Annotated in this window: 20 protein-coding genes and 1 tRNA gene; 15 read left to right on the top strand and 6 right to left on the bottom strand. The window is 63.7% G+C overall.

Annotation, left to right across the window (positions count from 1 at the left end; all coding sequences use genetic code 11):
* Positions 1–45 precede the first annotated feature (45 nt).
* Positions 46–1,479: an alpha,alpha-trehalose-phosphate synthase (UDP-forming) gene (gene otsA / locus P5W98_RS09725; RefSeq protein ID WP_421024355.1), complete on the top strand. Its 1,434-nt coding sequence runs from the start codon at positions 46–48 to the stop codon at positions 1,477–1,479.
* A gap of 127 nt (positions 1,480–1,606) precedes the next feature.
* On the opposite strand, the gene P5W98_RS09720 is transcribed toward otsA, so the two are convergent.
* The gene (locus P5W98_RS09720; protein ID WP_421025240.1) at positions 1,607–3,454 is read right to left on the bottom strand and encodes an ABC transporter ATP-binding protein; all 1,848 of its coding nucleotides are present in this window, start codon (positions 3,452–3,454) and stop codon (positions 1,607–1,609) included.
* Between the two features lie 743 nt (positions 3,455–4,197).
* Here P5W98_RS09720 and P5W98_RS09715 point away from each other — a divergent pair.
* The 3 genes from P5W98_RS09715 to P5W98_RS09705 all read left to right on the top strand — a co-directional run bounded on the left by P5W98_RS09715 (position 4,198) and on the right by P5W98_RS09705 (position 6,959).
* Positions 4,198–5,262: a glycosyltransferase family 4 protein gene (locus P5W98_RS09715; protein WP_421024354.1), complete on the top strand. Its 1,065-nt coding sequence runs from the start codon at positions 4,198–4,200 to the stop codon at positions 5,260–5,262.
* A gap of 291 nt (positions 5,263–5,553) precedes the next feature.
* Complete coding sequence (locus tag P5W98_RS09710; protein ID WP_421024353.1) at positions 5,554–6,390, top strand: hypothetical protein; 837 nt, start codon at positions 5,554–5,556, stop codon at positions 6,388–6,390.
* Between the two features lie 104 nt (positions 6,391–6,494).
* Positions 6,495–6,959 carry a DUF2214 family protein gene (locus P5W98_RS09705; RefSeq protein ID WP_421024352.1) on the top strand — a complete coding sequence of 155 codons (465 nt, stop codon included), beginning with the start codon at positions 6,495–6,497 and terminating at the stop codon, positions 6,957–6,959.
* 154 nt (positions 6,960–7,113) lie between these two features.
* On the opposite strand, the gene P5W98_RS09700 is transcribed toward P5W98_RS09705, so the two are convergent.
* From P5W98_RS09700 to P5W98_RS09685, 4 genes are all read right to left on the bottom strand, one after another.
* Positions 7,114–7,188: transfer RNA gene (locus tag P5W98_RS09700), tRNA-Val, on the bottom strand.
* A 49-nt stretch (positions 7,189–7,237) separates the two neighbouring features.
* On the bottom strand, positions 7,238–7,984 hold the full coding sequence (dnaQ, locus tag P5W98_RS09695) for a DNA polymerase III subunit epsilon (RefSeq protein WP_421024351.1): 747 nt from the start codon (positions 7,982–7,984) through the stop codon (positions 7,238–7,240).
* A 77-nt stretch (positions 7,985–8,061) separates the two neighbouring features.
* Positions 8,062–8,511: a ribonuclease HI gene (gene rnhA / locus P5W98_RS09690; RefSeq protein WP_129562423.1), complete on the bottom strand. Its 450-nt coding sequence runs from the start codon at positions 8,509–8,511 to the stop codon at positions 8,062–8,064.
* Positions 8,508–9,341, bottom strand: a complete 834-nt coding sequence (locus P5W98_RS09685; RefSeq protein ID WP_421024350.1) for a class I SAM-dependent methyltransferase — start codon at positions 9,339–9,341, stop codon at positions 8,508–8,510. The genes rnhA and P5W98_RS09685 overlap by 4 nt, the downstream gene beginning before the upstream one ends.
* Before the next feature lie 19 nt (positions 9,342–9,360).
* On the opposite strand from P5W98_RS09685, the gene gloB reads away from it, so the two are divergent.
* The 6 genes from gloB to P5W98_RS09655 all read left to right on the top strand — a co-directional run bounded on the left by gloB (position 9,361) and on the right by P5W98_RS09655 (position 18,375).
* Positions 9,361–10,206 (top strand): hydroxyacylglutathione hydrolase, encoded by an 846-nt coding sequence (gene gloB, locus P5W98_RS09680; protein ID WP_421024349.1) that lies wholly within the window; start codon positions 9,361–9,363, stop codon positions 10,204–10,206.
* A gap of 154 nt (positions 10,207–10,360) precedes the next feature.
* A complete protein-coding gene (locus P5W98_RS09675; protein WP_421024348.1) occupies positions 10,361–12,004 on the top strand; it encodes a transglycosylase SLT domain-containing protein in 1,644 nt (547 codons plus the stop codon).
* A gap of 599 nt (positions 12,005–12,603) precedes the next feature.
* Positions 12,604–13,740: a glutamine-hydrolyzing carbamoyl-phosphate synthase small subunit gene (gene carA, locus P5W98_RS09670; protein WP_421024347.1), complete on the top strand. Its 1,137-nt coding sequence runs from the start codon at positions 12,604–12,606 to the stop codon at positions 13,738–13,740.
* Positions 13,741–13,880: 140 nt separating this feature from the next.
* Entirely contained in the window at positions 13,881–17,135 is a 3,255-nt protein-coding gene (gene carB / locus P5W98_RS09665; protein ID WP_421024346.1) for a carbamoyl-phosphate synthase large subunit, read from the top strand.
* Between the two features lie 220 nt (positions 17,136–17,355).
* Entirely contained in the window at positions 17,356–17,832 is a 477-nt protein-coding gene (gene greA / locus P5W98_RS09660) for a transcription elongation factor GreA (protein ID WP_421024345.1), read from the top strand.
* 69 nt (positions 17,833–17,901) lie between these two features.
* On the top strand, positions 17,902–18,375 hold the full coding sequence (locus tag P5W98_RS09655) for a DUF4149 domain-containing protein (protein WP_421025239.1): 474 nt from the start codon (positions 17,902–17,904) through the stop codon (positions 18,373–18,375).
* Positions 18,376–18,461: 86 nt separating this feature from the next.
* Here P5W98_RS09655 and yhbY read toward each other — a convergent pair whose 3' ends face one another.
* Positions 18,462–19,004 carry a ribosome assembly RNA-binding protein YhbY gene (gene yhbY, locus P5W98_RS09650; RefSeq protein WP_421024344.1) on the bottom strand — a complete coding sequence of 181 codons (543 nt, stop codon included), beginning with the start codon at positions 19,002–19,004 and terminating at the stop codon, positions 18,462–18,464.
* 265 nt (positions 19,005–19,269) lie between these two features.
* Here yhbY and P5W98_RS09645 point away from each other — a divergent pair, with 265 nt between their 5' ends.
* From P5W98_RS09645 to pstS, 5 genes are all read left to right on the top strand, one after another.
* Entirely contained in the window at positions 19,270–19,932 is a 663-nt protein-coding gene (locus P5W98_RS09645; protein ID WP_421025238.1) for an RlmE family RNA methyltransferase, read from the top strand.
* 228 nt (positions 19,933–20,160) lie between these two features.
* A complete protein-coding gene (gene ftsH, locus P5W98_RS09640) occupies positions 20,161–22,050 on the top strand; it encodes an ATP-dependent zinc metalloprotease FtsH (protein WP_421024343.1) in 1,890 nt (629 codons plus the stop codon).
* 253 nt (positions 22,051–22,303) lie between these two features.
* The gene (gene folP, locus P5W98_RS09635) at positions 22,304–23,125 is read left to right on the top strand and encodes a dihydropteroate synthase (RefSeq protein WP_421025237.1); all 822 of its coding nucleotides are present in this window, start codon (positions 22,304–22,306) and stop codon (positions 23,123–23,125) included.
* Positions 23,126–23,187: 62 nt separating this feature from the next.
* Positions 23,188–24,540 (top strand): phosphoglucosamine mutase, encoded by a 1,353-nt coding sequence (gene glmM / locus P5W98_RS09630; protein WP_421024342.1) that lies wholly within the window; start codon positions 23,188–23,190, stop codon positions 24,538–24,540.
* A gap of 377 nt (positions 24,541–24,917) precedes the next feature.
* Positions 24,918–25,949, top strand: a complete 1,032-nt coding sequence (gene pstS, locus P5W98_RS09625; protein ID WP_421024341.1) for a phosphate ABC transporter substrate-binding protein PstS — start codon at positions 24,918–24,920, stop codon at positions 25,947–25,949.
* The last annotated feature ends 96 nt before the right edge of the window (positions 25,950–26,045 follow it).

Below are 26,045 nucleotides of genomic sequence, written 5' to 3'. Positions count from 1 at the left end.
TAGGCGGCCGTACCTCATTTCTTTTCTGCACGGAACCTGCATCTCATGAGCCGATTGATCATCGTGTCGAACCGGGTCGCGCCGATTTCCGAAGGCGGCCCGGCTGCGGGCGGTCTTGCGGTCGGCGTCTATGACGCGCTCAAGGAAACCGGTGGCATGTGGTTCGGCTGGAGCGGCGAGGTGCTCTCGTCCGGCCAGCCGCAGATCCAGCTCGAGGAGCGCGGCCCGGTGACTTTCGCGACCATCGGCCTGCTGCGCCGCGATTACGACCAGTACTACCGCGGCTTCTCGAACGCCACGCTCTGGCCGGCGTTCCACTATCGCGCCGATCTCGTGCAGTACGACCGCAACGAATACGCAGGCTATTGCCGCGTGAACGCATGGCTCGCGCAGCAGCTCGTGCCGCTTCTGCGCGAGGACGACGTCATCTGGGTCCACGACTATCACCTGATTCCGTTCGCGGGGGCGTTGCGCGCGGCGGGCGTGAAAAACCGCATCGGCTTCTTCCTGCATATTCCGTTTCCGGCTTCGCAGGTGCTGCTGGCGGTGCCGCCGCACCGTGAGCTGGCTCAGGCGCTGTGCTCGTTCGACCTGCTCGGTTTCCAGACCAAGCCCGACTTGCGCGCATTCTGCGATTACATCGTGAACGAGGCGGGCGGCTCGATCGCGAAGCGCGCCGATGGCCTCACGCAGATCGAGGCGTTCGGCAAGACGCTGTGCGCGAACGATTATCCGATCGGCGTCTATCCCGACGAAGTCGCCGAGCTCGCAAAAGACGGCGAGCGTGGCAAGCCGGTGCGCACGCTCAAGGCCACCCTGCATGGCCGCAAGGTCATCATGAGCGTGGACCGGCTCGATTACTCGAAGGGTCTCGTCGAGCGCTTTCGCGCGTTCGAGCGGCTGCTCGAGCATGCTCCCGGGCAGCGCAACAAGGTGTCGTTCGTGCAGATCGCGCCGCCCACGCGCGCCGACCTGCACGCGTATCAGGACATCCGCCTGCGGCTCGAGGCCGAGTCGGGGCGCATCAACGGCCGCTTTGCCGAGCTCGACTGGACGCCGATCTGGTACATCCACCGCCAGTACGAACGCGCCGTGCTCGCGGCGCTCTTTCGCGCTTCGCACGTGGGCTACGTGACGCCGCTGCGCGATGGCATGAATCTCGTCGCGAAGGAATACGTTTCCGCGCAGGATCCCGAGAATCCGGGCGTGCTGGTGCTCTCGTGCTTCGCGGGCGCTGCACAGGAATTGGGCGGAGCGCTGATCGTGAATCCGCTCGACATCGACGGCATGGCCGATGCGCTAGGCAAGGCGCTCGCGATGCCGCTCGCCGAGCGCCTCGCACGCTATAACGACATGATGGTCCAATTGCGCGAGAACAATGTTTCGGTCTGGCGCGATCGCTTCATGCGCGATTTGACGGGCGTGGGCGCGCGCGCTGGCGTGTCGTTGCCGTCCGTGGAACCCGCGCAACAACCGTAGGGGCAAGGCACGCCCCGATGTGTCCCAAGCACACCGGGCGCCGCCGAAAACGAAAAAGCCGCTTCTTGCAGGAAGCGGCTTTTTTGTTTCGTGCGCACGGCGCGCACAAGGCGCCTGGCGGCTTACATCAGGCCACGTGTTTTTCGTCGGCCTTTTTGCTGCCCAGATGGAGCGTGGACTGCTTGCCATACTGCTTGGCGAGCAGGTCGCGGTACAGGCCCGGGCGATTGCGCAGTTCCTCGGGGCTGCCATCGTCGATCACCTTGCCCGAGCTCATCACGATGATGCGGTCGAAGTTGTGCAGCGTGGAGAGCCGGTGCGCAATGGCGATCACGGTGCGGCCCACCATCAGCCGGTCGAGCGCGTGCTGGATGGCTTCTTCCGAGGCGCTGTCGAGTGCCGAGGTGGCTTCGTCGAGCAGCAGGATCGGCGAATTCTTGAGAATCGCGCGCGCGATCGCGATGCGCTGGCGCTGGCCGCCCGAGAGCTTCACGCCGCGGTCGCCCACGATCGTGTCGTAGCCTTCGGGCATGGCCTCGATGAAATCGGCGCAACGCGCCTCGCGGGCAGCGGCGAGCACTTCCTCGCGGCTGGCGTCAGGGCGGCCATAGGCGATGTTCTCGTAGATCGAGCGGTGCAGCAGGGAAATGTCCTGCGGCACGAGCGCGATGGCGTGGCGCAGGCTGTCCTGCGTAACATGGGCGATGTCCTGGCCGTCGATCTTGATCGAGCCGCTCTGGGTGTCGTAGAAGTGCTGCAGCAGCGCGAGCACGGTGGTCTTGCCCGCGCCCGACTTGCCGATCAGGCCCACGCGCTGGCCTGCCTCGATTTGCAGGTCGAAGTGATCGAGGATCGGCTTGCGGTGCGGGTACGCGAAGGTGACGCCTTCGAAGTCCACGCGCCCGCCTTGGGCCACGAGTTCGGTGGCGTCGTCGCGGTCGGGCATGCCGTGCGGCTCGAGCAGCGTCTGCACGGCTTCGGCCAGACGCGCGACGTGCTGCGTGACGTCCACGAGCGCTACGGCCAGATCGCGCGTGCCGTGCAGGATCGTGAAGCCGAGCGAACTCACCAGCACAATGTCGCCCGACGTGGCCTTGCCCTGGTCCCAGAGCCACAGCGCCCAGCCGAGCAGGCCGGCCGAGAGCATCGCCGTGATGACGGCGTGCAGCAGGCGCAGCTTTTCCAGATAGAGCAGGCTCGAGCGGCGCGCGTCCAGTTCGGATTTCACCGTCGAGCCGAAGCGTTTTTGCTCGCGCAGCGTCATGCCGAAGGCGCGCACGAGCGCCATGTTGCCGATCACGTCGACGAGTTCGCCATCCACGGCGGCCGCCCTGGCGGCGAACGTGTGATGGCGCGCCGAGCCGCGCCCGGCAAGTTTGAAGAGAATGATCGAAAGGATCGCCGAGCACAGCAGCAGGCCCGCCGCCATCAACGGATTGACCGAAGTGATCATGACGATGGCGCCGGCCACGGCGATGCACGGCGGCAGCACGTTCCAGGCGGTGGTGTTCTCGGCCGTGTAGACGGCGTTCGAGGTGGCGGTGATGCGGCTTGCAAGCGTGCCGGGCTGCTTTTCCGCGTAGTAGGTGTTCGAGTGGCCGCTCAGGTACTGAAAGAGGTCGCGCCTCAAGTCGCCCGTGACGGTGACGAAGGTGTGCGCGGCGAACCAGCCGCCTACCCGCCAGAGCAGGTTGTCGGCGGCAATCAGGCCGACGAGGATCGCGAATGCCGTCCACAGCGGACCGGGATGGTGGCGGCCCGCGCCGAGCACGTCGATCAGATGCTTGATCGCATACTGCGAGGCGAGGGCGCAGCCCACGGCTGCGAACACGCTCGTGAGCACGACGGCATGGGCGAACGGATGGCGCTTGATATAGCGGAACAGGAACGCAAGTGGCCGCCGCGCATAGCTCGCGAGCTTTGCGTTGTGGGCGTTACGCTGGGCGATGGTCAGATGTTGTTCCAATTGATCGATGTTCGGTCTGGCGGAGCGTTGTCCGTGCAAGGTAGAAAAAGAGACAAGAAGGCGCGCAACGGCAAACCTGGCGGAATTTCCACATTGTAAACACCCCGGGCGCGAGCCGCACGGCTCGTGCCCGAGGGACGCGAATCTTATCGCGACTATGCCGCAGCGAGGACTCCTTGAGGACATGGTGTCGCGCCGGAGGCTCGGCGGGTTTTTATGGCACTTTTCGAGATACAATTACAGATTCCGTTGTGGCACGCCAAATGTGCTCACATGACGCGCCGTAGCGTAGGCGCGACCCGCCCCGAGCCTCACTATCCAGAAAATCAGGGCCAGATAAAACAGCAATTTAACCCCGATTTCGAAGCTGCGCTGCTCGAAAACGAATCCCAAATCTAGAACGGGCTTAAAAAACAAGGGGTTGCGGAGTGTTTCCGCTTTGTAACAACGTAAAGATTTTGAAATCTCGTAGTCGGCTATGGGTGCAAACCCGGATAATGCCGACTCGAACAGCGTAGGGAATTTGACAGCATGAATGTCAACGACCGCGAACCCTGCGCGTTTACCGCCTGAACCGCCGCTTGTGTCAACACGACACTTCACAACTGCGTCGGTCTGTGTGCCGGCCTGCCGGCGCGGTTAGCGGTACGGAACGCCTGGTGGGGCGAGCGGCAAGGAAGCCGCGGCTCGCGAGGTCGATTGTCAAAATTGCAGTACTTAGCCCGATTATTTCGAGGAAGGAGTTCACCACTATGCGAATCGCTCAAATTGCTCCGTTGCACGAGGCGGTTCCTCCCAAGCTCTACGGCGGCACGGAACGGGTGGTCTCCTACCTGACCGAAGCGCTGGTCGAGCAAGGGCACGACGTCACGCTCTTCGCGAGCGGCGATTCGGTTACCTCGGCAAAGCTCGAAGCATTCTGGCCGCAGGCCCTGCGCCTCGACCCGACGATTCGCGACGTGATGGCTCCGCACATGCTGCTGCTCGAAGAAGTGCGCCGCCGCGCGGACGAATTCGACGTGCTGCACTTCCACATCGACTATTACCCGTTCTCGCTGTTCCAGCGTCAGCCAGTGCCGTTCGTCACGACCATGCACGGTCGTCTCGACCTGCCCGAACTGCAGCCGATCTTCAACGCGTTCAGCGACGTGCCGGTGGTCTCGATCTCGGATAATCAGCGCCTCCCGCTGCAGCAAGCCGCGTGGCAGCAGACCGTCTACCACGGCCTGCCGGAAGACGTGCTCAAGCCGATTCCGAATGTCGAGCCCGGCTACCTCGCTTTCCTCGGCCGTGTCTCGCCGGAGAAGGGTCTCGACAAGGCGATTCGTATCGCCGGTCAGGCGGGCATGAAGCTAAAGGTCGCCGCCAAGATCGACAAGGCCGACCGCGCCTATTATGAAGAAGTCATCAAGCCGCTGATGGCGCTGCCGCACGTCGAGTACATCGGTGAAATCGGCGAGCACGAAAAGCGTGAGTTCCTCGGCAATGCGCATGCGCTGGTGTTCCCGATCGACTGGCCGGAGCCCTTCGGTCTCGTCATGATCGAAGCCATGGCCTGCGGTACGCCGGTCATCGCGTTCAAGCGCGGCTCGGTGCCGGAAGTGATCGAGAATGGTGTGTCGGGCTTCGTCGTCGAAGACGAAATCAGCGCAGTCGCGGCGGTCAAGCGTCTGTCGACGCTGTCGCGCGAGAAAGTGCGTGGCGCGTTCGAGGCACGCTTCTCGTCGAAGGTGATGGCACGCAACTACGTTGCCGTGTACGAAGATCTGCTGCGCCAAAAGCACCGCACGGTGCTGCGCGAAGTCAACGCCGGCTAACTGGCGTCTGCCCGATCTGCGCGTTTGCATGGCAGGCGCGCAGACAACCCCGGGCAAGCCGCCACTCCAACGCCCCGGTGCTGTGCACCGGGGCGTTGTCGCATTTTCGCCGCACCCGCGTGCGGAACAATGCAAACGCATCTGCGAGCATGAGGGGTAGCGGCAATGTCCCTATAATGGCCGTTCCGCGAAATTCGCAATTCATTGACGATAGCCGCGCGTGATAACCGCGCAAGACGACGTTGCATGACGACCACAGCGCAACAAAAACGCGACCTCAGGAGAAGTGCCTTGGCGAGATCCCGACCGACGCGCGCCGCCGCCGTTCCCGGTGCCGGGAAGCTGTTCGCGCTGCGCGCAATCGGTGTCGTGATTCTTGCGCGCTGGCTCCACTCGATGGGAGACATGAACTTCCTGGTCGCGCTGCGGGGCATGGCTTCGTCGCCGGTCGCGTGCCTGAATCTCATCTTCCTGTTTCTGCTGATCGTGCTGCCCGGCGGGAAGGCCCGCGCCGAACGACCGTTTCATCCGCTGCCTCAATGGCTGCGCCAGGCGTTGCGCGTCTTCGGCGTGTTGGGCTGTTTGTTCGCGTTGTGGTCGATTGGCATGTTCGTGTGGGCCGACGGCTGGCGGCGCGCGGTGCAAGCGATCGAGGCCACCAACGGTTGGCTCGTCGTGGCGCCGGCGCTTTATGCGGCTGTGGTCTGGATCTGCCGCCCGCGCGCACTGTGGCGCACCAACGTGGCGGCGCGACGCTTCGCGATCGGGCGCTACGCCGTATCGGTCGACGCGGTCACCCGCACCACGGTTGTGTGGCTGGAGAGCCGCAAGGTCGGGCAGTACGATGCCCGGGAGCTGTCGGTGCGCTGGCCGGCGGATAGTCAGCCGGCAGCCGATGCGGCACACTTCGCACCGGTTGCTGAATCGGCCACCCCGAGTGCATTGACGACGCCGGTCTCATCGCCCGGGCGCCGGCCGAAGATCGAATTGCTGTGGGATTCGCCGGCAGCGGCGGGTCACAATCGCCAGACCGTTCTGCGCGTGAGGCTCGCTACGGAAGGCGACCGCGTCGCTGCGCGCGCACTCGACGCCGTTCTGAAACAGGTCCGGCCCGTCGTGGCAGCGTGAAGGCGCGCCGGGCGGACCGCCCGGCAGTGCCGCTTCAGGCAATCCCCGCGCGAAGGGTATCCGCGCAAGCTTGTCGATCCCGTCGTCGTTTCGAAGGAGTCGCGATGCTCATACGCTGGTTGCTTGCCGCCATTCACCTGCTGGCCTTCGGCCTCGCGCTGGCGTCGATTCTGCGGCGCACGCGCGGACTGCGCCGCTGCACCTCCACTGAGGCGCTTCCGCAGATCTTCAGCGCCGACAACGGTTGGGATATCTCAGCGGTTTTGCTGATCGTGACCGGGGCAATGCGCGCGTTCGGTGGCTTCGAGAAGGGCGCCGACTATTACCTGCATGAGCCGCTCTTTCACGTGAAGATGGGCGCGCTCGTGCTGATCCTGTTGCTCGAGATTGCACCGATGATGGCGCTGCTGCGCTGGCGGCTCGCCGTGCGTCGCGGCGATGTGCCGGATCTCACGGGAGCGCAGAAGTACGCGCGCATCGGGGCATGGCAGACGGTGTTGCTTGTCGTGATGGTGATCGCCGCGACGGGGATGGCGCGCGGGGTTGGTATTGGCATGTTCGGCGAGTAGCGCGACTCGCCATGACCCGGTGGAAGAAGAGGCGAGCGGTTTATATCGGGATCCTGACCATTGCCGGATTTGTGCGGCTGAAATGAAAAAACCCCGTTGCATACGCAACGGGGTTTTGATCTTCGGTGCTTGTCTTTACCAACACCAGGAATTCTGGTGGGTAGTACTGGGATCGAACCAGTGACCCCTGCCGTGTGAAGGCAGTGCTCTACCGCTGAGCTAACCACCCGAAGAGATTGAGATTATGCCGGGTGTTTCTAATCTTGTAAAGCCCTTTTTTAAGTATTTTGCGTAGCACCTGCGTTCTCGTCGGCGGTGGCCGGTTGCGTGCGCCATACCGAGGTTCCCTTCATCGCCTTGTCGAGACCATCGAGCAGCGCTTCGTGCGCGGCGAGCTCCTCTTCGCTTGCAGCGATCACGGGCAGCGCGAGCATCTCGAACTTCACGCGCGGTGTCGCCACAACGCCGGGCGTTTCGGTCGTGCCGGCCATGTCGATGACGAGACTTTCCTGGCCACGCGTCATCGCCAGATAAACCTCGGCGAGCAGCTCCGAGTCGAGCAGCGCGCCGTGCAGCGTGCGGTGCGCGTTGCTGATGCCGAAGCGGTCGCACAACGCGTCGAGTGAATTGCGCTTGCCGGGGAAAATCTGCTTGGCCTGCACCAGCGTGTCGATCACCTCGCCGCAGTGTTCCCTGAACGCTGGCTTGCCGAGCAGCGCGAGCTCTGCGTCGAGAAAGCCGATATCGAACGGCGCGTTGTGGATGATGATGTCGGCGTCGCGCACGAAGTCGAGAATCTCGTTCGCGACCTCGGCGAACTTCGGCTTGTCCGAGAGGAATTCGGTCGTGAGGCCGTGCACGGCCAGTGCGCCCGGATCGCTGTCGCGTTCGGGGTTGACGTAGAAGTGGAGGTTATTGCCCGTCAGCCGGCGATTGACCAGCTCGACGCAGCCGATTTCGATGATGCGGTCGCCTGTGCGAGGGTTCAGGCCGGTGGTTTCGGTATCGAGAATGATCTGTCGCATGTCGTTTGAAGCGTGATGGCGTAGGAGGCGGAGGTGGCGCGTCTGGCGAAGCGCGCCGTACGTGGCGCGTGGGCCGCTCAGAGTTCTGCGAGCGTAGCGACGCCGCGGTTCGCGAGCGCATCGGCGCGCTCGTTTTCCGGATGCCCTGCGTGGCCCTTGACCCAACGCCACTCCACCTCATGTTGCGCGACGAGCGCGTCGAGGCGCTTCCACAGGTCGTCGTTCTTGACGGGTGTTTTCGCAGCCGTCATCCAGTTCTTCTTCTTCCAGCCGTGGATCCACTCGCTGATGCCTTTTTGCACATACTGCGAGTCGGTGTGCACGATCACCTTGCACGGACGCTTGAGGGCGTCGAGCGCGGCGATCACCGCCATTAGCTCCATCCGGTTGTTGGTCGTGCCGGGCTCGCCGCCGAACAGTTCTTTTTCCTGCGCGCCGAAGCGCAGCAGCGCGCCCCAGCCGCCGGGACCGGGGTTGCCCTTGCAGGCGCCGTCCGTGAAGATTTCGACGAAGTCGGGTGAGCTCATGAGTCCTTGTTGCGAGTAGGGGAGGGAGTGGTGGCCGCGGGCGCCAGGCTTGCAGCCAGCGCCGGCTTCTTGACCTTCACCTTGCCGACGAGGCGCATGCCGCGCACACGCTTGATGGCCGAAACCATGTAGATGGCGCCGAAGATCGGCCACCAGCGGTCGCCGGCGGCCTCCATGAAGGTGTAGCGCCCGAGCCATTTCTCGGTGGCGAGCGGCGGACGATAGCAGCCGAAGCGTCCGCGTTCAAGCTCGAAGCCGAGCAGCTTGATCCAGTCTTTCAGACGCGTGAAGGCGATCAGGTCTTCGCGCGCGGGCAGGAACGGATGCCCCGTGAGCTTCGCCGCCGACTGGCGCGCACCCCACAGCGAGAGCGAATTGAAGCCGACGATCAGCAACTGCCCTTCGGGCATCAGCACGCGCTCGGCTTCGCGCAGCAGGCGGTGCGGGTTGCTCGTGAATTCGAGCGTGTGCGGCATTACGATGAGATCGACGCTCTGAGCCTCGAACGGCAGATCGAGATGGTCGCACCAGACCGTGCTGCGCCCGTCCGGCGCATGGAGTGCGCCGGACGTCGCCAGGGCGGGCCGCGGCTCCGTGCCCGGCACGATATATGGCGCGCTCGCGGCGCTGGCTGCATCGAGCACGAGGCCCCGGCACGACATGCGGTTCTCGCGCAGGGCGTCGAGCTGCGGCAGGCCGAGCTGCAGCGCATGGTAGCCGAAGATGTTCGACACCACGCGGTCGAGCTGCTCTTGCTCCCAGCCCAGCACGTACTGGCCTGCGGGCGATTCGGTCCAGGCGGGCCAGTCTATAATTGTTCGGTCAGACATGTGAAAAGTTCGCCGCCCCATGAATAGTCCGCTTGAGCACGCATCCGTGCCAGCCGCCACGCTTGCCGCCAACTTCGAATACGTACCGGTTCCGGCTTTTGAAGATAATTACATCTGGGCCGTGTCGGACGGCCGTCATGCCGTTGTCGTCGATCCGGGCGACGCCGCGCCGGTTCGCGCGTATCTGGCGAAGCGAGGCTGGCAGCTTGCCGCTATTTTACTCACCCATCACCACAACGACCACGTCGGCGGGGTGGCCGACCTGCTTTCGGATGAGCGCGTGCCCGTGTACGGCCCGGCGGGCGAGGCGCTCGGCCCGCTCGACAGGTTCGTCACGCGCGTGAAGGGCGGCAACGCGGTGCATCTGGGCGCGCCGGCGCTCGACTTCAAGGTGATGGACGTGCCGGGGCATACGCGCGGCCATATCGCTTATTTCCAGGCTTCGGATCCGTCGGGCAAGCCGCATCTGTTCTGCGGAGACACGCTGTTCGCCTGTGGCTGCGGGCGCCTCTTCGAGGGCTCGCCCGCGCAGATGCTCGCTTCGCTCGATTCGTTTGCGGCGCTGCCGGGCAGCACGGAAGTGCATTGCGCACACGAGTACACGCTCTCGAATATCCGTTTCGCGCTCGCCTGCGATCCGGACAACACCGATTTGCGCGACTGGAGCCGCGCAGCGGCGGCGCTGCGCGAGCGCGGCGAGCCGACCTTGCCGACCACGATCGCACACGAGCGTGCCGTGAATCCATTCTTGCGCGCTGGCGATCCGGCCGTGCAGGCGACGCTTGCCGAGTCGCTGCACGAGGCGGTGCCGGACCGGCTGGCGGCCTTTACGCTGATGCGGGAATGGAAGAACCGGTTCCGCTGACCTGACCGCGCGCGAGGGCATCCTCATCCCAAAAGTATGGAACATCGTGCAAGCTGCGGATTTACTTGGGATTTCTCCAATTATTCCGATTGACGGAAACGTGTGCGTTCCGTACTATCGGCTGCAAATTCCCGCCATTAGCAAGTAGACGTTCATGCGATTTATCCTAAGCGCGCTGTTGGTTCTCATGCTCGCAGCCTGTGCGAGCGGGGGACCGACTGCGAATTCGCTTTCCCCAGCCGATCCCCAAGCGCGTGCCGACGCCATCCGCAAGACCTCCGCAGCGAAAGAAACGATCAATGTCGACAAGGGTTCGGTCGACCAGCTCACGAGTCCCGACGCCGACCTGTGGGCACGTATTCGCCGCGGCTTCCAGATGCCCGACCTGCAGAGCGACCTGGTCGACATGAACGCGCAGTGGTATGCGCAGCGCCCCGACTACGTCGCGCGCATGACCGAGCGTTCGCAGAAATATCTCTACCACATCGTCGAGGAGCTCGAGGCCCGGCACATGCCGACCGAGCTCGCGCTGCTGCCGTTCATCGAATCCGCGTATAACCCGCAGGCGCTTTCCGTCGCGAAGGCGGCGGGCATGTGGCAGTTCGTGCCCGGCACGGGCCGCACCTACAACCTGAAGCAGAACATGTGGCAGGACGAGCGCCGCGACGTGCTCGCTTCCACCAGTGCGGCGCTCGACTACCTCACGCGCCTGCACGACATGTTCGGCGACTGGTATCTCGCGCTCGCCGCCTACAACTGGGGCGAGGGCAACGTGCAGCGCGCCATCGCGCGCAACCAGGCGGCTGGCCTGCCGACCGACTACGCAAGCCTGCGCATGCCCAATGAGACGCGCAACTACGTGCCCAAGCTGCAGGCAGTCAAGAATATCGTGATGAACCCCCAGCAATACGGGCTTGTGCTGCAGTCCATTCCCAATCACCCGTATTTCGTCACGGTCACCACGTCGCACGACATCGACGTGGACGTCGCGGCCAAGCTTGCAAACATGACGCCCGACGAGTTCCGCTCGCTCAATCCGTCGTTCAAGAAGCCGGTCATTCTCGGATCAAGCGATCCGCAGATCCTCTTGCCGTTCGATAACGCCGGTGCGTTCGAGCGCAACCTGAAGTCGTATTCGGGCCAGCTTTCGTCCTGGACCACCTACACGACCGATTCGCGCGCCACGCCCGCGGCCATTGCGCAGAAGATCGGCGTGGACGCCGATACGCTCATGTCGGTCAACAAGATTCCGGCGGGCATGCGCCTGAAGGCCGGTTCGACGCTCGTGGTGCCGCGCACCGACGATGGCGACGACGAGGACATCAGTGCAGACGTGGCCGAAAGCGCTGTGCTGGCCATGGAGCCGGACGTGCCCGACACGCGCAAGATGCTGATTCGCGTGCGTCGCAAGCAGTCGATGGAAGCGGTGGCGGGACGCTATGGCGTCTCGGTCGGTCAGCTCAAGGCCTGGAACAAGACGCGCCGCGACGCAGTGAGCCCCGGGCAAGTGCTGGTGCTGCACGTGCCGGTCGGCAAGGCGATGCCGAGCGAGCCGGGGCCGGAGCGCCTGGCGACGAATGTTTCCGGCGGTGGCGTGCAGCGCATCGGGACCCGTGTTGCAGACACGGGTTCCAAGTCGCGCTACGATAAGAAACACGGTCGCGCGCGCACCGAGGTCGTCAAGGTTTCCGAGCCGGTCAAGGGGAAAGCCTCCAGCGCAGCGCCCAGCAAGGCGTCGAAGGGTACGGCAAGCCGCCCGAAGGCCGGGACCCACGCGCAGAAGCAAAAATCCAAATAGCGGCTGGCGAAGGATGCTCAGCCGTGCACTGCGGGGGCAGTGCACGGTGTTTCGCTCCGATCACTTTTGCCACTTGGTGCTCGCGCCGTCACCCTGCCGGGTGACGGCGTTTTCATTTGTGGGACAAAAAGGGGGCGACCGTAGGTTCGGCCGGTTGCAAATAAGCGGCGCTGTCCTTGCCGCGTGCTTCTCGACCCCTATAGTGGAAAGGGCGCTGTGCCAGCTTGCAGCGGCGCGCCGCCCGATGGGCGTCATCCCGAAATTTGAAAGAAAGGGCGTTTTCGCGCTATAATTTTAAGGTTTGAGCTTATCAACCCGCACCCTAGCGCCTACCTCCCCCATTCGTTCATCCGCCGCCCGCGCTTTTCCGTTTCTACTGGCTGGCTGCCGCCCGATCGAGCGTCACAAACGCACCTTCGCGGCCCGGCGCCCGACACACGGTCAAACACGGATAAGTCGCGTAAGCAGACTGCGGAGCGAGCCGCGCGCGCGTCCTGATCCTCATGATCGGGGCGCCGACGCCGCAGCCGTTCCCGGGTCGCAAGACACGCAACGTCGGATAACAGGTCGGCACAGGGTGCTCCCCCAAGGAGTCTCCCGTGTTGCCGTCATTCTCTCCCGCTCTGCTCGCGCTCGCCGACGGCACGGTCTTTCGTGGTTACTCGATCGGCGCGCCGGGCCATACGATCGGTGAAGTCGTGTTCAACACGGCCATCACCGGTTATCAGGAAATCCTGACCGACCCGAGCTACGCTCGCCAGATCGTCACCCTTACGTATCCGCATATCGGCAACGTCGGCGTCAACGCCGAAGACGTCGAAGCTACGAAAGTCCATGCCGCCGGTCTGATCATTCGCGACCTGCCTGCGCTTGCCTCGAACTTCCGCATGGAGCGCACGCTCGGCGACTATCTGAAGGACGAGGGTGTGGTGGCGATCGCCGGCATCGACACGCGCAAGCTCACGCGCATCCTGCGCGAAAAGGGCGCGCAGAACGGCGCGATCCTCGCGGGTTCCGACGACGAAGCCAAGGCCATCGAACTCGCGCGCTCGTTCCCGGGCCTCGCGGGCATGGACCTCGCCAAGGTCGTCTCGACCGACAAGCCGTATGAGTGGACGACGACCGAATGGCGTCTGGGCGAAGGCTATCGCACGCAGTCCGCACCGAAATACAAGGTCGTGGCGTTCGACTTCGGCGTGAAGCAGAACATCCTGCGCATGCTGGCCGAGCGCGGCTGCCATGTCACGGTGCTGCCGGCGCAGGCCAGCGCGGCCGACGCGCTCGCGCTCAACCCGGACGGCGTGTTCCTCTCGAACGGCCCTGGCGATCCGGAGCCGTGCGACTACGCGATCGAGGCCACGCAGGAATTCATCGCGCGCGGCATCCCGACCTTCGGCATTTGCCTTGGCCACCAGATCATGGGTCTCGCGCTCGGCGCGAAGACCATCAAGATGAAGACGGGCCACCATGGTGCGAATCATCCGGTGAAGGATCTTGGCGACGGCCGCGTCGTCATCACGTCTCAGAACCACGGCTTTGCGGTGGATGCCGACTCGCTGCCGGCGAACACGCGCGTCACGCATGTCTCGCTCTTCGACGGCACGCTGCAAGGCTTCGAACTCACCGACAAGCCCGCGTTCTGCTTCCAGGGCCACCCTGAAGCATCGCCGGGGCCGCACGACATCGGCTATCTGTTCGATCGCTTCACCGCGCTGATGGACAAGGCGAAGGCGTAAGCGCTCATCGAGCGAGCCAGCAGGAACGAGCAGAGCAGGGGTGCGCAGCGAGCCGAAGTCAAAACGGCCCACGCGCGTACCCAGCGGCGAACAGCAAGCCGCAAGACGTAAAAGACACAGGAATATTTAGCGAGAGCGTTATGCCCAAGCGGACAGACATCAAGAGCATTCTCATCATCGGCGCGGGGCCGATCATCATCGGCCAGGCCTGCGAGTTCGACTACTCGGGCGCGCAGGCGTGCAAGGCGCTGCGTGAGGAAGGCTACAAGGTCATTCTCGTCAACAGCAATCCGGCGACGATCATGACGGACCCGAACACGGCCGACGTCACCTACATCGAGCCGATCACGTGGGAAGTGGTGGAGCGCATCATCGAGAAGGAGCGCCCCGACGCGATCCTGCCGACGATGGGCGGCCAGACCGCGCTGAACTGCGCGCTTGACTTGCACCACCACGGCGTGCTCAAGAAGTACAACGTCGAGCTGATCGGTGCATCGCCCGAAGCGATCGACAAGGCCGAAGACCGCCAGAAGTTCAAGGACGCGATGACGAAGATCGGCCTTGGCTCGGCGAAGTCGGGCGTGGCCCACTCGATGGAAGAGGCAATCAAGGTTCACGCCGAGATCGCCGCGTCCACCGGCACGAGCGGCTACCCGATCGTGATTCGCCCGTCCTTCACGCTCGGCGGCTCGGGCGGCGGCATCGCCTACAACCGCGAAGAGTTCGAAGAGATCTGCAAGCGCGGTCTCGACCTTTCGCCCACGCGCGAGCTGCTGATCGAAGAGTCGCTGCTCGGCTGGAAGGAATACGAGATGGAAGTGGTCCGCGACAAGGCGGATAACTGCATCATCGTCTGCTCGATCGAAAACCTCGACCCGATGGGCATCCACACCGGCGACTCGATCACGGTCGCGCCGGCGCAAACGCTCACCGACAAGGAATACCAGATCCTGCGCGACGCCTCGCTCGCGGTGCTGCGCGAGATCGGCGTGGACACGGGCGGCTCGAACGTGCAGTTCTCGATCAACCCGCGCGACGGCCGCATGATCGTGATCGAAATGAACCCGCGCGTGTCGCGTTCGTCGGCGCTGGCCTCGAAGGCCACGGGCTTCCCGATCGCCAAGGTTGCGGCGAAGCTGGCTGTCGGCTACACGCTCGACGAGCTGCGCAACGAAATCACGGGCGGCCAGACGCCGGCCTCGTTCGAGCCGACCATCGACTACGTCGTCACGAAGATTCCGCGTTTCGCGTTCGAGAAGTTCCGCGAAGCCGACCCGCGCCTGACCACCCAGATGAAGTCGGTGGGCGAAGTGATGGCGATCGGCCGCACGTTCCAGGAGTCGTTCCAGAAGGCGCTGCGCGGCCTCGAAGTGGGCGTGGACGGTCTCGACGAGAAGACCACCAGCCGCGACGAAGTCATCCGCGAGATCGGCGAAGCCGGCCCGGACCGCATCTGGTACGTGGGCGACGCGTTCCGCGTGGGCATGACGCGTGAAGAGATCTTCGAAGAAACCGCGATCGACCCGTGGTTCCTCGCGCAGATCGAAGAAATCATCAGGAAGGAAGAGGCCGTCAAGGGCCGCACGCTCGCAAGCCTCTCGAAGGACGAGCTGCGCTTCCTCAAGCAAAGCGGCTTCTCGGATCGCCGTCTTGCGAAGCTGCTCGGCGCGACTGCCGCCGACGTGCGCAAGCGCCGTATCGAGCTGAACGTGCGTCCGGTCTACAAGCGCGTGGACACCTGCGCGGCCGAGTTCGCCACCAAGACCGCCTACATGTACTCGACCTATGAGGAAGAGTGCGAAGCCAATCCGACCACCAACAAGAAGATCATGGTGCTGGGCGGCGGCCCGAACCGGATCGGCCAGGGTATCGAGTTCGACTACTGTTGCGTGCATGCCGCGCTCGCGATGCGCGAAGACGGCTACGAAACGATCATGGTCAACTGCAACCCCGAGACCGTTTCGACCGACTACGACACATCTGACCGTCTGTACTTCGAGCCGCTCACCCTCGAAGACGTGCTCGAGGTCGTGGACCTGGAGAAGCCCGTTGGCGTGATCGTGCAGTACGGCGGCCAGACGCCGCTGAAGCTCGCGCTCGATCTCGAAGCGAACGGCGTGCCCATCGTCGGCACCTCGCCGGACATGATCGACGCGGCCGAAGACCGCGAGCGCTTCCAGAAGCTGCTGCAGGACCTGAACCTGCGCCAGCCGCCGAACCGCACCGCGCGCGCCGAAGACGAAGCGCTCAAGCTCGCCGACGAAATCGGTTACCCGCTCGTCGTGCGTCCGTCGTACGTGCTGGGCGGCCGCGCCATGGAAATCGTCCATGAGCCGCGCGACCTCGAGCGCTACATGCGCGAGGCCGTGAAGGTGTCGAATGACTCGCCGGTGCTGCTCGACCGCTTCCTGAACGACGCAATCGAATGCGACGTGGACTGCATCTCCGATGGCGACGCCGTGTTCATTGGCGGCGTGATGGAACACATCGAGCAGGCGGGCGTGCACTCGGGCGACTCGGCGTGCTCGCTGCCGCCGTACTCGCTGTCGCAGGAAACGGTCAACGAACTCAAGCGCCAGACGGCCGCGATGGCCAAGGCGCTCAACGTGGTCGGCCTGATGAACGTGCAGTTCGCGATCCAGCAAGTGCCGCAGGATGACGGTTCGAAGAAGGACATCATCTACGTGCTGGAAGTGAACCCGCGCGCTTCGCGGACCGTGCCGTACGTGTCGAAGGCCACAAGCCTGCCGCTCGCGAAGATCGCGGCGCGTGCGATGGTCGGCCAGAAGCTCGCTCAGCAGGGCGTGACGAAGGAAGTCGTGCCGCCGTACTTCAGCGTGAAGGAAGCGGTGTTCCCGTTCGTGAAGTTCCCGACCGTCGATCCGGTGCTCGGACCCGAAATGCGTTCGACCGGCGAAGTGATGGGCGTGGGCAAGACCTTCGGCGAGGCGCTTTTCAAGTCGCAGCTCGCGGCCGGCTCGCGCCTGCCGGAATCGGGCACGGTTTTCATCACCGTGATGGATGCGGACAAGCCCAAGGCCGTCGAAGTCGCGCGCATGCTGCATGAGCTCGGCTACCCGCTGGTCGCGACGCGCGGCACGGCTGCCGCGATCGAGGCGGCCGGCGTGCCGGTGAAGGTCGTGAACAAGGTGAAGGATGGCCGTCCGCACGTGGTCGACATGATCAAGAACGGCGAAATTTCGCTCGTTTTCACGACCGTCGACGAGACCCGAGCGGCGATTGCCGATTCGCGTTCGATCCGCATGAGCGCCCAGGCGAACAAGGTCACGTACTACACCACGATGTCGGGCGCACGCGCTGCGGTCGAGGGTTTGCGTTACCTGAAGAACCTGGAAGTCTATGATTTACAAGGCCTCCATGCTCGCCTAAACTAAGGCTTCGATTGTCTGTCGAATATTGAACACGGCAGACAACAGGCTGAATACAAGGCTGAATGTGCCGCGGTTAAGCGGCGTCCCAACAGGGTTTTTCAGGCTGCGCCAGTGCGCGCCGCCGCCCTCGCGGGATGCACTTGACCGCGGTGATTTTTTTTATGGCCGCAACGATTGTTGGTGCGGCATCAATACGGCCCCAAATGGCTGAACGAGTTGTTTTATGAGCACGATTCCCTTGACCCGGCGCGGCGCAGACCAGCTTCGCGAAGAACTGCAGCGCCTGAAATCCGTCGAGCGTCCGGCGGTCATCAATGCGATTGCCGAAGCGCGCGCGCAAGGCGATCTGTCGGAAAACGCGGAATACGACGCCGCGAAGGAAAAGCAGGGCTTTATCGAGGGCCGCATCGCGGAAATCGAATCGAAGCTGGCGGCAGCGCAGATCATCGACCCGACGTCGCTAGAAGCCGATGGCCGCGTGGTGTTCGGCTCGACCATCGACCTCGAAGACCTCGACTCGGGCAAAACGGTCACCTATCAAATCGTCGGCGACGACGAAGCCGATCTCGAGCACGGCCTGATTTCCGTGAGCTCGCCCATTGCGCGCGCACTGATCGGCAAGTCCGAAGGCGACGTTGCGGAAGTGCAGGCCCCCAGTGGCGTGCGCGAGTACGAAATCATCGACGTCCGCTATATCTGACGCAACAGGAACGTGAATGCCTCGGTGAATACATCGACGAATTCGGCTAACAGCCCGGCTTCGCCGCTCGTGGCGCACCGTGTGTTCGCGCTGCTCGCCATGTTGTGGGTGGGCAGCCAGGTGACGATCGGCTATGCGGTTGCGCCCGTGCTGTTTACTTCGCTCGATCGCACCGTGGCGGGCTCGCTGGCCGCGCAGCTTTTTCGCATCGAGGGCATGGTGGGCGCCGTGAACGGCGTGTTGCTGCTCGGGCTTGCGAACGTGCTGATCCGTCGGGGCGAGGCCGGCTATCGGCGGCTGCGCTGGCTGCTGATCGGCATGCTGCTGTGCGTGCTGATCGGTTATTACGCGCTGCAGCCGTTCATGAACGCCATGCGCATGAATGCGATGCAGGCGGGTGTCGACATCGCGCATTCGGCCTGGGCGAGCCGCTTTGGCATGCTCCACGGCGTTTCGAGCGCGTTCTATCTGGTCCAGAGTGTGCTGGGCGCGTGGCTCGTCTGGCTGCTGCCGTCCGCGCGCGGTGCGCAGGCGCGGCGCTGAGACCGTTCAATCGGGCACCGCTCGCGTGTTATTCAGCACGCTCCGGTAAGAAGGCAAAAAAGCGCGGCACATTAGCCGCGCTTCACTTACTTCGAGCCTTGATGGGCTCGCTTCGAGCTGGTCTGGCGCTTCTTGGCGCGCTTGACGTTGCCGCCCTGGGTGACGCGCTCATTGCCCTTGACGACGACCTTTTGCGACTTCGGTTTGCGCATCGGGTTGTCCGACGGCTTGACGACCTTCACAGTGCGAGGTGCGCCGTGCTTGCCCGCTTCGCGCGCACTCGGCACGTCGCCGGCTGGGCGCTTGACGGTGCCGCGCGCGCCGGCGCGGGCCGTGGTTGTTTTCGGCTTGTTTTGCTCGGGCTTGTAGATCACGAGCAGCTTGCCGATGTGCTGGATGGGCGCCGAGTTCAGGCGGTCGCAGATTTCTTCGTAGATTGCGATGCGCTCCTCGCGCTCGTCGCCGAACACGCGCACCTTAATGAGCTGGTGCGCGTCCAGATGGACCTCGATTTCCTTGAGGACGGCGTCGGTTAGTCCCTCGGCGCCGATGAGCACGACCGGTTTGAGCGCGTGAGCGGCGGAGCGTAGTTCGGAGCGCTGTTCGGCAGTAAGAGTGAGGGCGGGCATGGGATGTGGCAGACTCGACTAAAATGACGGCGCCCGCCAGTCAGCGTGAAACACCGGCAGGACAGGCCACACAACGAGGGGCCGCCCGGCGGCGAGCGCGTCGAAACAATGAAAAACCGTGGAGAACGGCGTAGCGCGGGCAGATGCCAGCGAGCGAGGCGGTGGGAACCACGCGCCTGCGAGCAGACGGGCCGCGACGACCGCACGAATTAAACGCGTATTATCCGCTAAAAGCGCGACATCACGCACCAAGAGTTCATCTTTAATGGCAAAAAACCGCTTCAACACGTCGTGGCTGCACGACCATATTAACGATCCGTACGTGAAGCTGGCGCAACGGGAGGGCTATCGCGCCCGCGCTGCGTACAAGCTCAAGGAAATCGACGAGCAGGACAAGCTGATCCGCCCTGGCATGGTGATCGTGGATCTCGGCGCGGCGCCGGGCAGCTGGAGCCAATATGTGCGCAACAAGCTGGTGCAAAGTTCGAAGCGCGACGACCAGCGCCAGGGCGGGATCGACGGCACGATCATTGCGCTCGACATCCTGCCGATGGAGCCGATCGCCGACGTGCAATTTCTGCAGGGCGACTTCCGCGAGGACGCGGTGCTCGCACAATTGGAAGAAGTGGTGGGTGGCCGGCCGGTGGACCTTGTAATTTCCGACATGGCGCCCAATCTGTCAGGGGTGGCGTCAGCCGATGCCGCGCGTATCGAACACGTCTGCGATCTCGCGCTCGAGTTTTCGCAGAATCATTTGAAATCTGATGGTGCCCTTTTAGTAAAATGCTTCCACGGTAGTGGTTACAGCCAGATCGTCGAGAAGTTCAAGCATCAGTTCAAGGTCGTGGCCGCGCGCAAACCGAAGGCTTCGCGCGATAAATCGTCCGAAACGTTTATATTGGGCAAACATCTGAAGCGACCCCGCTAATTTTTCGATCGGCAGGGTAGGCCAAAGATCGGCTCCCGTGCGCAACGCGTGTTGCAGGAACTGTGCAGATCGCCTCGAATCGGCTTCGAGACGCAGTCCCGACAAGGCGCTCAGGCTATTTCCGTCTTAGCGAAACGTTATGGCGAGCCCCTGCGTACTGGATTAGAATGCTTTGGTGGTGTCGCAAGGCAAATGTAGGCGCCCGTCTATGAGTGAAGGAGTGGTGCTTTGAACAACAACATGTTTTCGAAGGCAGCGGTGTGGCTGGTAATCGCACTGGTGCTGTTTACGGTGTTCAAGCAGTTCGACAAGCCCCGTGTCCAGGAAGGCGTTTCGTACTCGCAGTTCATGGACGATGCGAAGGCCGGCAAGGTCAAGAGCGTCGTGGTGCAGGGGCGGAACCTCACGGTCACTCCGGCCGACGGCCAGAAGTATCAGATCGTCTCCCCGGGAGACATCTGGATGGTCGGCGACCTGATGAAATACGGCGTGCAGGTGAGCGGCAAGGCTGACGAAGAGCCCAATGCGCTTGTTTCAGCGTTGTATTACCTTGGACCGACGATTCTGATCATCGTGTTCTGGTTCTACATGATGAGACAGATGCAGGGGGGCGGCAAAGGCGGGGCGTTTTCCTTTGGTAAATCGCGCGCCCGTCTGATCGACGAGAACAACAACGCGGTCAACTTCTCCGACGTCGCGGGCTGCGACGAAGCCAAGGAAGAAGTGTCCGAACTCGTCGACTTCCTGCGCGATCCGCAAAAATTCCAGAAGCTGGGCGGGCGCATCCCGCGTGGCGTGCTGCTGGTCGGCCCTCCGGGCACCGGTAAGACGCTGCTCGCGCGCGCCATCGCCGGCGAGGCGAAGGTGCCGTTCTTCAGCATCTCGGGCTCGGACTTCGTTGAAATGTTCGTCGGCGTGGGCGCGGCCCGCGTGCGCGACATGTTCGAACAGGCCAAGAAGCATGCGCCGTGTATCGTGTTCATCGACGAAATCGACGCGGTCGGCCGCCATCGCGGCGCCGGCATGGGCGGCGGCAACGACGAGCGCGAGCAGACGCTGAACCAGATGCTGGTCGAGATGGACGGCTTCGAGGCGAACTCGGGCGTTATCGTGATCGCGGCAACCAACCGTTCGGACGTGCTCGACAAGGCGCTGCTGCGTCCGGGCCGCTTCGACCGCCAGGTTTATGTCGGCCTGCCCGACATTCGCGGCCGCGAGCAAATCATGAAGGTGCACCTGCGCAAGGTGCCGATCGCCAACGACGTCGACGCAGCGGTCATCGCGCGCGGCACGCCGGGCTTCTCGGGCGCCGATCTCGCGAACCTCGTGAACGAGGCGGCATTGTTCGCTGCGCGCCGTGGCAAGCGCATCGTCGAGATGCAGGACTTCGAGGACGCCAAGGACAAGATCTTCATGGGTCCGGAGCGCAAGTCGGCGGTCATTCGCGAAGAGGCGAAGCGCGCAACGGCGTATCACGAGTCGGGTCACGCGGTGATTGCGAAGCTGCTGCCGAAGGCCGACCCGGTGCACAAGGTCACGATCATTCCGCGTGGCCGTGCCTTGGGTGTGACGTGGCAGTTGCCGGAGCACGACAACGAGACCTATTCGAAGGACTATCTGCTCGACCGCCTGGCGATCCTGTTCGGCGGCCGCGTGGCGGAAGAGCTGTTCATGAATCTGATCAGCACAGGTGCCTCCGACGACTTCAACAAGGCCACCCAGACGGCCCGCGCGATGGTCACGCGCTTCGGCATGACCGACGCGCTCGGACCGATGGTCTACGCCGACGACGACAACGACGGCGGCGCGTTCGGCAAGGGCTTCACGCGCGCGATTTCGGAAGCCACGCAGCAGAAGGTCGACGCGGAAATCCGCCGCGTGCTCGACGAGCAGTACGGCCTCGCGAAGCGCCTGCTCGATGAGAACCGCGACAAGGTGGAAGCCATGACCGCCGCGTTGATGGAGTGGGAAACGATCGACGCCGATCAGATCAACGACATCATGGCAGGCCGTCCGCCGCGCTCGCCGAAGAACACCCCGTCACCGGGTGATGCGCCTTCGTCGGGCGGCAGCACGGGCAGCGAGGTCAAGCCCGGCAACGCCACCGCCCCGGCCTGACCGGACACGGCGCCAAGTCGACTGAAGTTGCGGGCCGGTGTGATGCTCACATCGGCCCGTCTTGCATTTCTGGGTGGTTTGTTGCCGCTTTCAGCGGCCACATTAAGTTACATATCTGACGTTTATTGACGTGCCCAATCTGACCTCGCAGGGTAATCTGCCTAACGCGCTGCTTGATGCGCTCCCCAACGCGGCTGTGCCTGAACCGCTTGTCTGCGGCCGCTTCACACTGACTTTCGAGCGTCCGCTCGTCATGGGAATACTCAACGCCACGCCGGATTCGTTTTCGGACGGTGGCCGGTATCTTGCCTTCGACGATGCATTGCGACGCGCCGAACAAATGTTGTCGGACGGCGTGGACATGATCGACATCGGCGGCGAGTCGACGCGTCCGGGCGCGCCGCCCGTTGCGCTCGACGAAGAGCTCGAACGGGTGATTCCGCTGGTCGAGCGTCTGAAGGACGCGAACGTGCCGCTTTCGATCGACACATACAAGCCTGAAGTGATGCGCCATGCGCTGGCGGCGGGCGCGGATCTGATCAACGACGTCTGGGGCTTTCGCATGCCGGGCGCGATCGATGCGGTGCGGGGGAGCAATTGCGGGCTGTGCGTGATGCATATGCTCGGCGAGCCGCGGACCATGCAACTCGGCGAGCCCGATTATGTAGATGTCGTGCGCGAGGTGCGCGAGTTTCTGCAGGGGCGCTGCACCAAACTCGAGGCGGCGGGCGTGGCCAAGGCGCGTATTAGCGTCGACCCGGGTTTTGGCTTCGGCAAATCGGTGGTCGAACACAATTACACCCTGCTCGCGTATCTGCGCGAGACGGCGCCCGTTGCGGCTGGCGGCGCGCCGTATCCGATTCTTGCGGGCATGTCGCGCAAGTCGATGCTCGGCGCGCTGGTGAACCGACCCGCACCGGAGCGCGTGGCGGCCAGCGTGGCGGCGGCGGTGTGCGCGGCCCAGCAGGGCGCGGCCATTATCCGCGTGCACGACGTCGCGCCGACGGTCGATGCGCTTAAGGTCTGGGGCGCCATGCGCGACGCCGCGCGTCATCAGGCCTGTTCACGCGAATAACGGGTTCCAGGAACATGGCGCACGAATGCGCCGCAAAACAATGCCAACGTGAGGTTCGAATCATGGGTCGTCGCTATTTTGGAACCGATGGGGTTCGCGGCAAGGTCGGCGAAGTGCCGATCACGCCTGATTTTGTGCTGCGTCTGGGTTACGCGGCGGGCAAGGTGCTGGCTGGCGTGGCGGGGGCGTCGCATTCGCGTCCGTCCGTGCTGATCGGCAAGGACACTCGCATTTCGGGCTACATGCTGGAGGCGTCGCTCGAGGCGGGGCTTTCGGCTGCCGGCATCGACGTGATGCTCGCGGGCCCAATGACGACGCCCGGCATCGCCTATCTCACGCGTGCGCTGCGTCTTTCGGCGGGTGTGGTGATCAGCGCTTCGCACAATCCGTACTACGACAACGGCATCAAGTTCTTTTCCGCCGATGGCAACAAGCTGCCCGACGAAGTCGAAGCGCAGATCGAGGCGCAACTCGAATTGCCGCTCGATTGCGCGCCGTCCGAGCAGCTCGGCCGCGCACGCCGCCTGGACGACGCGGGCGGCCGCTATATCGAGTTCTGCAAGAGCACTTTCCCGCAGGCGTTCAACCTGCGCGGGCTTAAGCTCGTGGTCGACTGCGCGAACGGCGCGGCCTACGACATCGCGCCTCATGTGTTTCATGAGCTGGGCGCGGATGTGATTCCCATCGGCGTCTCGCCGAATGGTTTCAACATCAACGACGGCGTGGGCGCCACCGCGCCCGACGCGCTCGTGCGCGCAGTGCGCGCGAATCATGCCGACCTCGGCATCGCGCTCGATGGCGACGCGGATCGGCTGCAGATCGTGGATGCGCAGGGCCGCCTCTACAACGGGGACGAGCTCCTCTATGTGCTCGTGAAAGACCGCATGGCAACCGATGGCAAGATTGATGGCGCCGTTGGCACCCTGATGACGAACCTCGCGGTCGAGCAGGCGCTCGAGCGCATCGGCGTGCCGTTCGTGCGCGCCAATGTGGGCGACCGCTATGTGCTGGAGCAGCTGCGCGAACGTGGCTGGCTGATCGGCGCGGAGGGGTCGGGGCATATTCTGTCGCTCGACCGCCACACGACTGGCGATGGCATCGTTTCGGCGCTGCTGGTGCTCGCTGCGATGAAGCGCAGCGGCCAGACCCTGGCAGAACTGCTCGACGGCGTGACGCTGTTTCCGCAGAAGCTCATCAACGTGCGCATCGCGCAAGGCGCCGACTGGAAAGGCAACGCCGAGATCCAGAAGGCGATCGCCGACGCGCAAACCCAGCTCAAGGGCAAAGGCCGCGTGCTGATCCGCGCTTCGGGCACGGAGCCTGTGCTGCGCGTGATGGTGGAAGCGCGCGACGAGGTCGATACGGTGCAGTACGCGGAATCGATCGCCGAAACGGTCAAGCGCACCATCGCCTGACGCAGCGAAGCCGGCGCGACCCGGCACTATCACCGATCGAAAGCGGTGTCATGCAACTGGCATGACACCGCTTTCTGCATGCATTTCGGCTGACGCAAACGTTTCACTTTTGCGTCAGCCTGCTCTTGCCCATGCCTGAGGCATTTTTCGCATCCGACCCCCGGCTGCACGATCGATGCCTCCTGCATGTCCGCCGCCCGCGAGCGCCCAGTCGATGGGGCGCGCACGCCTTTCCAGCCGGCGCATCCAGGGCGATGCGCCTGGCTTTCAGCCGGTAATCGTCCTGTCACGGCTGCTTCATGAACCGTCACGTTACTGTCACAAAGAGCCCCTATGCTTCGCGGTGTCGTTTATCCGCTCACACACCTGGAGGCCACATGAAACTGATGCAAACCGCGCTCGCTGGCGTTGCTGGCGCGCTTTTCGCGATCGCAGCGCAAGCTGCTGACATCACCGGCGCGGGCAGCACCTTCGCAGCACCGATCTACACGAAGTGGGCGGACGCCTATCAGAAGTCGGGTGGCGGCAAGGTCAACTACCAGGGCATTGGCTCGTCGGGCGGCATCAAGCAGATTCAGGCAAAGACCGTTGACTTCGCGGGCTCGGATGCCCCGCTGAAGGACGATCAACTTGCCAAGGACGGCCTGTTCCAGTTCCCGACGGTGGTGGGCGGCGTCGTGCCGGCGATCAACGTGCCGGGCATCAAGGCAGGCGAAATCACGCTGTCGGGCCTGGTGCTCGGCGACATCTACCTCGGCAAGATCAAGAAGTGGAACGATCCGGCTATCGCTGCGCTGAACCCGAAGGTCAAGCTGCCTGATCTGGACATCGCCGTGGTTCGCCGCGCCGACGGTTCGGGCACCAGCTTCATCTGGACGAACTACCTTTCGAAGGTCAACCCCGAGTGGAAGACCAAGGTCGGCGAAGGCACGACCGTGAACTGGCCGACCGGCACGGGCGGCAAGGGCAACGACGGCGTCGCGGCCTTCGTGCAGCGTCTGCCGGGCGCGATCGGCTACGTCGAGTGGGCGTACGCCAAGCAAAATCACATGGTCTACACTGCCATGAAGAATGAATCGGGCGCGGTCGTTCAGCCGGCCACCGAAACGTTCAAGGCCGCAGCGGCCGGCGCGGACTGGAAGAAGTCGTTCTACCAGATCCTCACGAACGAGCCGGGCAAGGAAGCATGGCCGGTCGTCGGCGCGACCTTCGTGCTGCTGCACACGGCGCAGGACAAGCCGGAGCAGGGCAAGGAAACGCTCAAGTTCTTCCAGTGGGCTTTCAAGAACGGCACGCCGGCTGCCGACAGCCTCGACTACATCTCGCTGCCGCAGTCGGTCGTGAGCGAAATCGAGTCGCAGTTGAAGGAGAAGGTGAAGGACGCCAGCGGTAAGGCGATTGCCGAGTAAGGCGGACTGGCCTCGCTGAAATGGCAGGGCCAAAGCAAGGGCCGCCGCGCACGCCGCGCGCGGCCCATTCTGCTTGCTGGTCGGTGATGCATGCAG

Origin of the sequence: Paraburkholderia sp. A1BS-2L (assembly GCF_051125205.1) — a bacterium.
GTDB lineage: Bacteria > Pseudomonadota > Gammaproteobacteria > Burkholderiales > Burkholderiaceae > Paraburkholderia.
This window is presented reverse-complemented; position numbering and strand designations above follow the sequence as displayed.